The following is a 13,510-nucleotide window of genomic DNA, read 5'->3' on the forward strand; positions in this document are numbered from 1 at the left end:
ATAAAAGAATTTTAAACATAGAATAAATTAGTTTTTATTTCAATTTTTTTACAATTTTCTTAATGATTGTAACAATCGTAACTACAATAACACCTGCTAAAATTCCAAAAATAAATTCTTTGAGTGTAGAAGAAAGGTTTGGCCATAAATGATGAAAATACTCAATATTATGCACAAAAATTCCACCTGAAACTAGCAACAATGCTAATGTTCCTACAACAGCTAAAAATTTAATTATTATAGGTAAAGCTTTTATTAAAAATGTTCCTAGAGAATACTTAATTCCTTTGTTATTAGAAGACTTAATCAATTTATAACCAACATCATCCATTCTAACAATAAGCGCTACAATACCATAAACACCAACTGTAGCAAGAATTGCAACAACTGAAACTGTTAATATTTGTATCGCTAATGATTTATCAAGAACACTTCCTAAAGCAATTATTACAATTTCTACTGAGAGTATAAAATCAGTTGTGATAGCAGATTTTATTTTGATTTTTTCGCTCTCATTATTATTTTGTTCATCAATAACTTCATGTGCTGATTTATCTCGATGAAATAGATATTCTACAATTTTCTCAACTCCTTCATAAGCAAGAAATAATCCTCCCAATACCAAAATCACTTTTATAGCAACAGGAAAAAAAACATTGAGAAGTAAAGCAAAAGGAACAATAATCAATTTATTTATAAAAGAACCTTTTGTTATAGCCCACAAAACTGGTATTTCTCTTTGCGATAAAAAACCTGTAGCTTTTTCTGCATTCACTGCTAAATCATCACCTAATATTCCTGCTGTCTTTTTTGTCGCAAGCTTACTAGTCATAGCCACATCATCCATCAAAGCAGTAATATCATCTAAAATTGCAAAAAAACCTGATGCCATATTATCTATTTTATATTTAAAATTAAGTGTGTAAAAATAATCATAAAGCAAAGCAAAACAAGATAACTCATTCCGTTTTTTTTTATAATTGACAAAATTGAAGTCATTCTAAACTCATGGACACAAAAAAAGATTGCAGCAAAACCACAATCTCTTTTAAAAATTTAATTTGTATAAATCCTATCTTATAAATGTGATTTCAAATCATTATTCATGTTTCTAACAGCATCTGCACTTTTAGAAAACAATGCTTTTTCAGCGTCATTCAAGTTGATGTCAACTATTTGTTCAACACCGTTTTTACCAATAATACATGGAACACCAATACAAATATCGCTTTGACCATATTCACCTTCTAAGAATACCGAACAAGGAATTAGTTTCTTTTGGTCGTTCAAAATAGCATCTACCAAATAAGAAACACTTGCTCCAGGTGCATACCACGCCGAAGTTCCTAACAAACCTGTTAGAGTTGCACCACCAACCATAGTATCAGCAGCTACTTTTGCCAATGCATCTTCCGATAAAAACTGAGAAACTGGAACTCCATTATAAGAAGCCAATCTCGTCAAAGGAATCATTGTTGTATCACCATGACCACCAATTACCATTCCTTGAATATCATTTGCTGGTTTATCCAAAGCCAATGACAAATAGGTTTTGAAACGAGAACTATCAAGCGTTCCACCCATTCCAATGATACGGTTTTTAGGTAATCCTAACGATTTGAATGCTAAATAAGTCATCGTATCCATAGGATTAGATACAATCACAAAAATAGCGTTTGGTGAATATTTTAATAAATTTTCTGCCACACCTTTTACAATTCCGGCATTGATACCAATCAACTCTTCACGAGTCATTCCTGGTTTTCTTGGAACTCCAGAAGTAATAACCACTACATCACTTCCAGCAGTTTTGGTATAATCGTTAGTACTTCCAACCACTTTAGTATTAAACCCTAAAGTCGTTTGCGTTTGCGTAATGTCTAACGCTTTTCCTTCTGCAAAACCTTCTCTAATATCAACCAACACAATTTCGCTGGCAATTCTTCTGTAAGCAATAGCATCGGCACAAGTTGCACCAACGTTTCCTGCTCCTACAATCGTAACTTTCATTTTTTTATATTAATTTGTTGTTTCTTTTCTTATTTTGGGCAGCAATTCACGCTATCCGCTATATCTTTTTTAAAATTGCCAAAAAAGCTATTTTAAAAAAGGATGCCACTGCTATCGTGGCTGCTTAGGCGTCGATTTTAGCATAAACGGCGTTCTTCTCGATAAACTCTCTACGTGGTGGAACCTCATCACCCATCAACATTGAGAAAATTCTATCGGCTTCAGCCAAACTATCAATGGTAACTTGACGTAAAGTTCTAAATTCAGGATTCATGGTTGTTTCCCATAACTGTTCTGCGTTCATTTCTCCCAAACCTTTATAACGTTGAATGGTTGCGCTTCCGCCCATTTTTTCGTTAGCTAAATCTCGTTGGTCGTCATTCCATGCATATTCTTTTTTGTTTCCTTTTTTCACCAAATACAATGGCGGCGTTGCAATATAAACGTGTCCGTTTTCAATCAACTCTTTCATAAATCGGAAGAAGAAAGTTAAAATCAACGTAGCAATGTGACTACCATCAACGTCGGCATCACACATGATAACTACTTTATGGTATCTTAATTTTTCAATATTTAATGCTTTGCTATCTTCTTCGGTACCAATAGTTACTCCAAGTGCCGTAAAAATGTTTCTGATTTCTTCATTTTCAAAAACTTTGTGATGCATTGCTTTTTCTACGTTCAAAATCTTCCCACGCAATGGCATAATCGCTTGAAAATTTCGGTCACGACCTTGTTTTGCTGTTCCACCCGCAGAATCTCCTTCGACAAAGAAAATTTCACATCTTGCTGGATCTTGCTCAGAACAATCAGACAGTTTTCCTGGTAAACCTCCACCGCCAAGAACGGTTTTGCGTTGAACCATTTCACGTGCTTTCTTAGCAGCATGACGAGCTTGAGCAGCCAAAATTACTTTTTGAACAATAATTTTAGCATCGTTTGGATTTTCTTCCAAATAGTTTTCTAACATTTCCGCAACAGCTTGCGAAACTGGAGAAACTACTTCTCTATTTCCTAATTTGGTTTTGGTTTGTCCTTCAAATTGAGGTTCGGCTACTTTTACCGAAATAATCGCAGTTAATCCTTCACGGAAATCATCTCCCGAAATTTCAAACTTTAATTTTTCTAATAAACCTGAAGCGTCAGCATATTTTTTCAACGTACGAGTTAATCCCATACGGAAACCTTGTAAATGCGTTCCACCTTCGTGAGTATTGATATTATTTACATAAGAGAAGATATTTTCAGAATAGCTTTCGTTATAAATCAAAGCTACTTCAACAGGAATTTCACCTTTTTCATTTTCCATCGAAATTACGTGACCAATAATTGGCACACGGTTTCCATCGAGGAATTTAACAAATTCTTTCAAACCTTCTTTTGAATGAAACGTTTCTCCTTCAAATTCGCCATTTTCTTTAGTATGTCTTCTGTCGGTAAGTGTAATTGTAATTCCTTTGTTCAAGAAAGACAATTCACGCATACGCGCAGCCAAAGTATCATAAGAATACTCAAGAGTTTGTGTAAAAATAGTAGCATCTGGTTTGAATGTTACTGTTGTTCCTCTTTTGTCTGTTTCTCCTATTTGTTTAACAGGATAAGAAGCTTTTCCTCTTTCGTATTCCTGCTCATAAATTTTTCCATCACGGTATACTGTTGCACGTAAATGATCCGAAAGTGCATTCACACACGAAACTCCAACTCCGTGCAAACCTCCAGAAACTTTATAAGAATCTTTATCAAATTTTCCTCCAGCTCCAATTTTGGTCATTACTACTTCCAACGCCGATACACCTTCTTTTTTGTGCATATCAACAGGAATTCCACGACCATTATCTTCTACTGATATAGAATTATCTTCGTTTATAAATACGCTTATCGTGTCACAATGTCCAGCCAACGCTTCGTCGATAGAGTTATCTACTACTTCATAAACCAAATGATGTAAACCTCTAACACCTGTATCACCAATATACATCGAAGGACGCATTCTAACGTGCTCCATTCCTTCCAACGCCTGAATACTGTCTGCTGAATAATTGTTCTTTTTAATCTCGTCGCTCATATTATTTTATCGTAAAAATCTATTTTTTGTCTAACACGCAAATATATGAAAACACACAGGATTTCCTCTTAAATTTTCCCTATAAAAGTGTTAAGTTATTAACATTTTGAAACAGATTTCAACAAAAAACGCCTGCCAAAAAATGACAAGCGTTTTTAACAAACAAACTAAACTTCAATCTAAACCAAGTTTAATTTCTTGGTTTACTTTTTATGCTATTCTACTGCAACAGCATTATTTTTGACATAGGCATCATCGTGAACATTAGCCACAGCTCTACCCGATGGATCATTCATATTTTTAAAAGCTTCATCCCATTCGAGAGCAATTTTGGTACTGCAAGCAACACTGGCTTCTTGCGGAACGCAAAGCGCTGCTGCATCACTCGGGAAATGTTCTGTAAAAATGGAACGATAATAATATTCTTCTTTGGATGTTGGTGTTTGCAACGGAAATTTATATTTAGCATTCGCTAATTGTTCATCCGAAATTTCTTTTGCTACCATTTCTTTCAAGGTATCGATCCAAGAATAACCAACACCATCACTGAATTGCTCTTTTTGACGCCAAGCAATGCTTTCTGGCAACATTTCCTCAAAAGCTTTGCGTAGCAACCATTTTTCCATTCTCTCGCCGTTAATCATCTTATCTTGCGGATTTACACGCATAGCAACATCCATAAATTCTTTGTCTAAAAATGGAACGCGACCTTCAATTCCCCAAGCTGCCAAACTTTTGTTCGCACGCAAGCAATCATACATGTGAAGTTTACTCAATTTACGAACGGTTTCTTCATGAAATTCTTTAGCATTTGGCGCTTTGTGGAAATACAAATAACCTCCAAACAACTCATCTGAACCTTCGCCAGAAAGTACCATTTTAATTCCCATCGATTTGATAACTCTTGCCATCAAATACATTGGCGTTGAGGCGCGAACTGTTGTTACATCATAAGTTTCTAGGTTGTAAATTACATCACGAATAGCATCCAAACCTTCTTGAATGGTAAACTTAATTTCGTGATGAATGGTTCCAATATGTTCGGCTACTTTTTTGGCAGCAGCCAAATCTGGCGAACCTTCTAAACCAACCGCAAACGAGTGCAATTGTGGATACCAAGCATCAACTGTATCTCCTGATTCAATACGTTTTTGTGCAAATTTTTTCGCTACCGCCGAAGTGATTGACGAATCTAATCCGCCAGAAAGCAACACACCATAAGGAACATCACTCATCAACTGACGATGAACGGCTGCTTCCAATGCTTTTTTCAGTTCATCTATACTGGTTTGGTTAGCTGCAACCGCATCATATTCCGTCCATTCTCTTTTGTACCATTGTACAAATTCGCCGTCTTTACTTGACAAATAATGTCCTGGAGGAAACAATTCAATTTTAGCACAATAACCTTCCAATGCTTTCAACTCGGAAGCTACGTAAAAAGTTCCGTGTTGATCCCAACCTATATATAAAGGAATAATTCCCATGTGATCGCGAGCTACGAAATATTCGTCTTTTTCTACATCATAAATAGCAAAACCGAAAATTCCGTTCATTTCATCAATAAAATGTACGCCTTTTTCTTTGTATAAAGCTAAAATCACTTCACAATCGCTTTCGGTTTGAAATTGGTATTTACCTTCAAATTGTTTGCGTAATTCTCTGTGATTGTATATTTCGCCATTGGCTGCTAAAACCAATTGTTTGTCTTGACTAAACAAAGGTTGTTTTCCCGAAGCTGGATCAACAATTGCCAATCTTTCATGAGCTAAAATAGCTTTATCGTTACTAAAAATACCACTCCAATCTGGTCCACGATGACGGATGATTTTTGCCATTTCCAATACTTGAGGTCTTATTATTTCTGATTGTTGTTTTAATTCAAAAGCGCATACAATTCCACACATTTTATTCTAGTTTATAAGTTTAAAAAAGTTTAAGAGTTTATAAGTTTTTTTAAATTACTCTCTTTATTTGATGAAGCAAAATTGAAAAAACACTTCGAACATTAAAACCAAAAAACAATAATAAGTTACAAATTATAACTAATCTTTAAAAATATTAGAAATAATGAAACTGAAACAAATAAAAAAAGTAAAATTCAGTTAGAAAATGTTACTCTAAGCTTTCAATTTTATACTGTTTCCCATTCACTTCTGCAGAGAAACCAATGGAATTTCCCATTAGTTGGCTTCCTAACGGAGATTGTGGCGAAAGCGCGAAAACGGTTTTATTGTCGATAGTAATTTTTGGCAAAGCCGTAGAAATAAAAAGTAACATTCCGTTGGTTTGCACCAAACTTCCCAAAGCTACTTTTTGATGTATTACAGAATCATCAATTCGGTCGAGAATATTTTTTTGGTCTAAAACTTCTCTAAGTTTATAGTTGAGTTTTTCTTGTTCCAAATGCATCATCGACAATGCTGTTTCATGCTTGTCGCCAGCCGAACCTTTGGCATCATTTTGAGCATCATCAGTCAAACCCGAAATCATGTCTTGAAAAACATCAATTCGATCTTGAACTAGTTGTTTGTAGTATTTGAGGATTTTATTTTTCATAAAAGACGAAGAGATAAAAGACAAAGAGATGACAGACAAACTTATTTAATCTATCATCTCTTTGTCTATCATCTATATTCTAAAAATCAAATTTATAACTTGCGCCACCCAAAACTTGAATTCCTTGCACCGGATAATTCAACCAACGTTGGTAATCTTGATTTGCTAGATTATTTCCTTTTAAGAAAAATGTTAATCGCTCGTTATGTTTGTATCCAACATGAGCATTCAAATCAAAATAGCTGTCTAAATTTACTGTTGTTAATGGTAAAAAATCCTGAGCAAATTGATCTTTCCTTTCTCCTACAAAGAAAACGCTTGTTCCAGCATACCATTTTGGTGTAATGGTTACATCAAGATTTGCACCAACTTCAAGCTGTGGTAAATTCCAAGCTTCGGCAGCTGCATCGGTTGAAAAACTATTGAAAGTTCCGTTTACACCAAAAGATACATTTTTAGAAAAATCGGCTTTTAATTCGCCAAAGAAACTAATCGTTTTCACTTGGTCATACACTACGCCAAAAGAATTTCCGAAGATGTAACCATCAGTATTTGCATTTGAACTTTGAAATCCATTGCTTGTAAATAACACTTTGTTGTCTTCATTTTTATATGAACCGCGAACATTATAGCTTACTGAGTTAGCAAGTTTACCTTTTAAACCTAAATAAACATCATATTTTTGATCGGTTGGCGCAATTCCCAAAGTTGGCGACACAAAGAAATTTTGCTCTACAAATTCTCTGTATGAATTTTGTTTTAACGAACCTTCAATTCCAGCATAAGCAATCATTAAATCGCCAACAACTTTATACGAACCTGTTACTTGTGGATAAATGAAAAACTTACTTTCTCCTGATTCTTGTGCGGCGCTGTAGAAAAATCCAACTCCAGCATTTACACTTAAATCGTCTTTTTGCAAACGAATGCTTGGTTGAAAACCAAGATTAGTGAAACCATATTTTATTTCGCTTCCGCCAAAAAAATCTTTTTCAAATGAACCGCTGATGTAATCTAAAATAAAATCGACATTAATTTTTTCTTCAACAATGTCAAACTCCATTGAAGGTTTTGCAATGAAACGGTTTTCAGCCGAACCAAATGCGTCCCAAAATCTGTTAAACTTAATGGTGCTTTCCTTTAAAAAACTTTCACCAAGATTTAATCTTCCTGCTACATATAAATTATGATAGGTTTGTTGTTCATCAATAGCATTAACAACGGCTTGGTCGAAATAATTTGGTAAAATTCCATACCAATTATAGATTTGATGTTGATAACCTGCATCGGCATTCCAAGACAAAGCGCGAGTTCGGCTACCGTAAGTTAAATCCAACGAAGTGTTTGAAAATTTATCATCTAAAGTAACATTTTTAATTCCGCCTTGCGAAGAAAGATGACGAAGCATTCCGCCAAAATAATCGGTATTGCTAACATTTTCGGTTACAAATAATTCTACGTTAGCTGTTCCATAATTTCCAGCACCAAGAGTAATATAGTTGTTATACAGTTTTTCTTGTGCCGATTTTTCTACGCTGGCAGCTTTTCCTTTATTTGGTGTAAAGGTTGATGCTACCGGAAAAGAGAAAATATTGTACTTAATATTCTCTTTCTTTGATGTTTCATCATCGTCAAAAGATGGCGTTTCTTTTACTTTAAATGCATCCGAAATGGTTGGTGAATATGGTTTAACTACATTCACTACTTCGGTTCCAATGTTTTCGTCTTTCTTTTGAGCTGAAACCACTTGAGAAAAAACAGCAATCGCCAATATATATTTTAAATTTTTCATGTCTTTAATATAATGTTACACAGAGAAATTCTCGAAATTGTAATAATTAGTTTGTAATTGATGAATTGGTTTTAGAAATTTCTCCTTTGATGATGCTTAATTCTGTTTGCGCTTCAGTAACAACATCAGTAAAAGTTGAGAAATTTTTAATTACACTTTCTAAAATTGATGTTGCACTAAAATCATCTTTCAATTGATAATAGTTTTTTGCCATAACAATCAATCCTTTGGCACCAAAATATTTATAACCCGAATAATCTTTGGCTAATTTTTGAACTGCTTTATTTGAGTCTTCAAACTTGCCATCTTTATTTTTGAAATAAGCATCATAATACAACGCTTCGGCAGCTAATTCACCTTTGGCAATAGTCAACAATTTTGCATAAGCCGAACGTGCTTTACCTTCGTCATTGGCTTTTATTGCAGAACGAGCAACGATAATCTGCGCATCACTTTTTACTTTGTCATCGGTTTTTGGATTAGCCAAAACTTTATCGGCATAAACCACTGCATTTGAATAGTCTTTTTGCTCAAAATACGCACGCATCAAATTGGCTTGAGCAAACGTTACATTTTGAGGAAAATCGGCTTCGGTTTCTAATCGTTTTAAAACCGAAATTGCCTTTGTATAATCATTATTTTTCAAATGAATTTCACACAAACGTGCCAACGATTGCTCTGTAAACTCACTTCGAGGTTTGCTTACTACAAATTCATAATTTAAAACGGCATTATTAGGCAAACCATCAGAAAAATAGGCTTGTGCTAAATAGAAATTTGCTTTCAGCGAATGAATTCCGTTAGGGAATTTAGAAACATAACCCGTCAAACTTGAAATGGCTTGTTTGGCATTATTTTGTAAATATTGTTTTTCAGCAGCTTCATAGGTATCGTTATCCAAATCGGCATCAGAAACTTCCACAAAATCCAATGTTCTAACCCAAGTTGCATATTCATCAACTTTTCCGTTATCCATATAAATTAATCTTGCGGTAGAAACAGCTTCAACAGCTTCGGGAGTTCTTGGAAAATCGGCAACTACTTTTTTGAATTTAGTTAACGCTAATTCGTCTTTTTGACTATTATAGTACACTAAACCTTGGCGTAAAATTGATTTCGCAGCAAATGAACCCGTTTTAAATTCGGATAATAATTGATCGTAAGTTTTAATTGCTAAATCGGTTTTTCCTTCGTTTACATACGTATTTGCTAGTTCAAATAATGCATCATCGCGGTATTGTGACGTTTTGAAATTTTGTAAAAACTTATTGAAATCGTCTATTTTGCTTTGGTTTCTGGAAACAAAACCATAACTCAAAGCTTTTTGAAACGCAGCATAATCGGCATCGATACCTTTTAACTCAATCGCTTTGTTGTAAGCATCCATTGCTGGCCAATATTTTGAAGTTACAAAACGGCTGTCGCCTAAACGAAGATACGAATCGTTTAAACGAACTTTATCGTCTTTTACTGCATCGATTTGTTTTTGGAAAAAATCTCCAGCTTGGTCGTATTCTTTCAATTTGAAATGAGAATACGCAATGTTGTAATTAATGTTTTTATATTCTGGAGTTGATTTGGCTTCAGGAGCATTTTCAAACTGTTTGAAACTCAACAATGCTTCACTGAAATTACTCAAAACATACTCACTTTCGCCTTTCCAAAATGTTGCTCTAGCTGTGAATTTTGCGTCTCTTGGCGTAGCAATTGATTTTTTGAACATTGCCAAAGCTTCTTTGTAATTTCCGTCAGTGTATAATTCTAATCCGCGGTAAAATGTTACTTTTTGATATGCTGGTTTGTTTTCGGCTGAATTATTTTTTTCTAATAAAACCAAAGCATCTTTGTAATTTTTAGACGTGATATAAGAATTAATCAGTAAAGTTTCAATTTCAGCTTTGCTTGAAGTGTTTGGATATTTAGCTAAAAACGATGACAAAACATCAGGAACCGATTGGTATGAATTTCCAATTTCGTAGCTTAATTTGGCATAATTCAAATGCGCATCTTCCTGAATTTTTTTGTCAAAATCCATTTCGGAAGCATTTTTAAACGCATTTAACGCTTGTTGCTTTTTATCTGTTTTTAAGTAACTTTCTCCTAAATGATAATAACCATTTTGCGCCACATGATCTTTTCCTTCGATGATTTTATTGAACTGAGAAATAGCATTTTCAAAATCATTTTGCTTGTAATACGTATAACCTAATTGGTAAAAATCTGTGTTTGACCATTTTCCTTTTTTACCTTTATATTCTTTCAAATAAGGCAACGCTTTGTCATATTGTTGAAGATTGAAATAACTTTCACCAATAATTTTATTCAATTCTGATTTTTCGGCAGCCGAAGATTTTGGCATTGCTTTAATTCCTTCGTCGATTGCTTTTTGGAAATTACCCAATTTAAAATTCATATCGGCTTGAAAATACGTTAGTTTTTCTTTATATCTTTCATCGCCAGAGATTTGATCAAATTGCTTGGTTGCTTCTTTATAATCATCAGCATCATAGCTAATCATTCCTAAATAATATTTGGCTTGCGAACCATATTCTTTGGAATTGACCACTTTATTGAAATAATTGGTTGCTTCTTTCTTGTTTTTTGACGTAAAATAAACGTATCCTTTTTGGAAATTGAATTTTTCTTGTTCTTCATACGTCAACGAAGATTCGTCAACCTTATCAAAATATTCCATCGCTTGTGGATATTTTCCTTGCTCAAAATAGTATTGTGCCACTTCTTTGTAAGCCTGATTTTGTTTAGAACTTGTTGGATAATCAGAAACGAATTTCTCCATCAATTCATCGGCATTCGATTGATTTAATCGAATGGCACAAGTTGCGATATAATAAGCACAATCGGCTTTAACATCGATTTCTTTTGCATCTTGCTTTACTCTTTCAAAAAGAATTTGAGCCGACTGATATTGTTTGTCTTTAAACAGCACTAACGCTTTGTCTAGTTCTGACAACTTATGTACATAAATTTCAGACTGTTGTGCAGAAACTGTTCCAACAGTAGCAAGCGGCAACACATAAAATAACAATGATAATTTTCGCATTTCGTTCTATTTTACTTTTTTCAAAAATATTACTCTTTACTGGTTAACGTAATAACCTTTGCTTTTATTATGAACATTCTTTTGAACAATTGATTTTTAACATCTTTTTAGCATTTAGACTTCATGAGATTTTTGTCAAAAAATATTTCTGAACTAAATTATTTTGAATAGCAATTTTAACTTCTTACTTTTACCCAATAAACTAAACGCGATGTCAGAAACTGTTTTATCCTTAAAAAATGTTACTATTTATCAAAGCAACAAAGTTGTTTTGTCGCAAATAAATTTAGATGTTACTCCTGGAGAATTTCTATATATCATTGGTAAAACTGGTACTGGAAAAAGTAGTTTTATGAAAACGCTTTATGGCGATTTACCTTTAACCGAAGGCGAAGGAAACATTGTTGGCTTTGATTTAAAAAAGTTAACCGATAATGAAATTCCGTTTTTGAGAAGAAAAATTGGAATTGTTTTTCAAGATTTTCAGTTGCTTCCAGACCGAAGTGTTTTTGAAAACATGCTATTTGTTTTAAAAGCAACCGGTTGGAAAGATGCTTCTGAAATGAAAGCAAAAATCGACAGCGTGTTGGAAAGTGTTGGAATGCTTGGTTTTTCTAGCAAAATGCCACATCAACTTTCGGGTGGAGAACAACAACGTGTTGCTATTGCAAGAGCTTTACTTAACGATCCCGAAATTATTCTTGCTGATGAACCAACGGGGAATCTTGATCCGCAAACGAGTGTTGAAGTTATGAATGTTTTGAAAAAAATCAACGACAGCGGACGAACTATCATCATGGCAACTCACGATTATGCTTTGATTATGAAATTCCCTTCGAAAACATTGAAATGTGAAGACAATACTATTTTTGAAGTCGTTCAAAAAACGGTTTAAGATAAATAAAATGCTATTTTTTTAGCATTTTCAATATCATTTAGAACAGTTGTAAGCACTTGGTTTCGCTTTTCATTTTCCTGATATTCTTTGTTTTTCAACTCATTGATTTTGGCAACAAACTCTTGCTTTGTTTCTGCTAATTCACATAAATCCAAAATAGCAGCATCGTCAATCATGTTTTTATTGACCAAACAAAAACGTCCATTAAAAAGTGAATTAACTACTTTTAATTTGGTTCCCGAACGTTGGAACGAAAGCATTACATTAATATGTGCTTCTGAAAATAAATTTGTCAATTGATTGTTGGCTTTTAATTCAACAAAAGTTACATTGGAAAGATTTTTTGCTTTTGTTTCGACCATTTTTTTTCCATTAGATGAAGCAATAATCAATTGATAATCGGGAATTTCTTTAAAAACATCAATCAGGAATTTTGCTGCTTTTTTATTATCCGCCAAACGTAAATCACCATGATATAAAGCAAATTTTCCTCGTTCAGAAAGAAATTGATGTTGATTTCCATGAAAAACTGGAAGATAATCCGATTGGTTTGTCATGCTTTTTACAACTTGATTTTCATAACATGAAAGTGTAAAAACATAATCAAATGATGAAATTATTTTTTGATACTTTATAAATTTTTGAGCCACAAAATGATATATCGTTTTCCAAAAATAATTGGTTTCATTTTTACTCATTCCTGCATAAAAATCAGATTCAATATTATGAAGTCGAAGATATTTTTTATTGGGCAAATTAATTTTTTGGAGAATCATAGTTGTTTGCAATCCTTCAAAAAAAACTGGAGCATCGACTTTTGCAATATTTTTAGCTAAATCTTGATGAAATCGAGAAATAACAGGTAATGGAATTTTGGAAAACAAAAACAATGGATTTCTATTTTTTTTATACAAAAAAACTTCCTCAGTAATGGCTTTCAATTCTTCTGAAACCTGATTTCTATTTTGATAAAAACAATGCAAATAAATTTTAAACCCAATGGAATGCAAGGCTTTTATTTTATAAAAAACATCAATTACACCACCAAAATCGGGCGGAAATGGATTTTCAAAACTGATGATATGAATTGGTTTTTTTAGCATGAATTTGAACAAAAATAACATA

Annotated in this window: 9 protein-coding genes; 1 reads left to right on the top strand and 8 read right to left on the bottom strand. The window is 33.4% G+C overall.

What is annotated here, in order from left to right:
• Positions 1-34 precede the first annotated feature (34 nt).
• From IAI56_RS05455 to IAI56_RS05485, 7 genes are all read right to left on the bottom strand, one after another.
• The gene (locus tag IAI56_RS05455) at positions 35-892 is read right to left on the bottom strand and encodes a DUF808 domain-containing protein (RefSeq protein WP_187656914.1); all 858 of its coding nucleotides are present in this window, start codon (positions 890-892) and stop codon (positions 35-37) included.
• 185 nt (positions 893-1,077) lie between these two features.
• Positions 1,078-2,010, bottom strand: a complete 933-nt coding sequence (gene mdh, locus IAI56_RS05460) for a malate dehydrogenase (RefSeq protein ID WP_187656915.1) — start codon at positions 2,008-2,010, stop codon at positions 1,078-1,080.
• Positions 2,011-2,134: 124 nt separating this feature from the next.
• Entirely contained in the window at positions 2,135-4,075 is a 1,941-nt protein-coding gene (gene gyrB, locus IAI56_RS05465; protein WP_187656916.1) for a DNA topoisomerase (ATP-hydrolyzing) subunit B, read from the bottom strand.
• 215 nt (positions 4,076-4,290) lie between these two features.
• The gene (gene asnB / locus IAI56_RS05470) at positions 4,291-5,982 is read right to left on the bottom strand and encodes an asparagine synthase B (RefSeq protein ID WP_187656917.1); all 1,692 of its coding nucleotides are present in this window, start codon (positions 5,980-5,982) and stop codon (positions 4,291-4,293) included.
• A gap of 208 nt (positions 5,983-6,190) precedes the next feature.
• Entirely contained in the window at positions 6,191-6,634 is a 444-nt protein-coding gene (locus IAI56_RS05475) for a hypothetical protein (protein WP_187656918.1), read from the bottom strand.
• Positions 6,635-6,713: 79 nt separating this feature from the next.
• The gene (locus IAI56_RS05480; protein WP_187656919.1) at positions 6,714-8,426 is read right to left on the bottom strand and encodes a TonB-dependent receptor; all 1,713 of its coding nucleotides are present in this window, start codon (positions 8,424-8,426) and stop codon (positions 6,714-6,716) included.
• A gap of 46 nt (positions 8,427-8,472) precedes the next feature.
• Complete coding sequence (locus IAI56_RS05485) at positions 8,473-11,487, bottom strand: tetratricopeptide repeat protein (RefSeq protein ID WP_187656920.1); 3,015 nt, start codon at positions 11,485-11,487, stop codon at positions 8,473-8,475.
• Positions 11,488-11,698: 211 nt separating this feature from the next.
• On the opposite strand from IAI56_RS05485, the gene IAI56_RS05490 reads away from it, so the two are divergent.
• Positions 11,699-12,382: a cell division ATP-binding protein FtsE gene (locus IAI56_RS05490; protein ID WP_187656921.1), complete on the top strand. Its 684-nt coding sequence runs from the start codon at positions 11,699-11,701 to the stop codon at positions 12,380-12,382.
• Here the strand turns inward: IAI56_RS05490 and IAI56_RS05495 are convergent.
• Positions 12,379-13,488, bottom strand: a complete 1,110-nt coding sequence (locus IAI56_RS05495; protein ID WP_187656922.1) for a glycosyltransferase — start codon at positions 13,486-13,488, stop codon at positions 12,379-12,381. The two genes, IAI56_RS05490 and IAI56_RS05495, sit on opposite strands and share 4 nt — an antisense overlap.
• Positions 13,489-13,510 lie beyond the last annotated feature (22 nt).

It is taken from the genome of Flavobacterium macrobrachii (assembly GCF_014486675.1).
Classification (GTDB): Bacteria; Bacteroidota; Bacteroidia; order Flavobacteriales; family Flavobacteriaceae; genus Flavobacterium; species Flavobacterium macrobrachii.

Coding starts and splice junctions, on each gene's coding strand:
- IAI56_RS05455 (WP_187656914.1), bottom strand. CDS start 892: ATGGCATCAGGTTTTTTTGCAATTTTAGATGATATTACTGCTTTGATG.
- mdh (WP_187656915.1), bottom strand. CDS start 2,010: ATGAAAGTTACGATTGTAGGAGCAGGAAACGTTGGTGCAACTTGTGCC.
- gyrB (WP_187656916.1), bottom strand. CDS start 4,075: ATGAGCGACGAGATTAAAAAGAACAATTATTCAGCAGACAGTATTCAG.
- asnB (WP_187656917.1), bottom strand. CDS start 5,982: ATGTGTGGAATTGTATGCGCTTTTGAATTAAAACAACAATCAGAAATA.
- IAI56_RS05475 (WP_187656918.1), bottom strand. CDS start 6,634: ATGAAAAATAAAATCCTCAAATACTACAAACAACTAGTTCAAGATCGA.
- IAI56_RS05480 (WP_187656919.1), bottom strand. CDS start 8,426: ATGAAAAATTTAAAATATATATTGGCGATTGCTGTTTTTTCTCAAGTG.
- IAI56_RS05485 (WP_187656920.1), bottom strand. CDS start 11,487: ATGCGAAAATTATCATTGTTATTTTATGTGTTGCCGCTTGCTACTGTT.
- IAI56_RS05490 (WP_187656921.1), top strand. CDS start 11,699: ATGTCAGAAACTGTTTTATCCTTAAAAAATGTTACTATTTATCAAAGC.
- IAI56_RS05495 (WP_187656922.1), bottom strand. CDS start 13,488: ATGCTAAAAAAACCAATTCATATCATCAGTTTTGAAAATCCATTTCCG.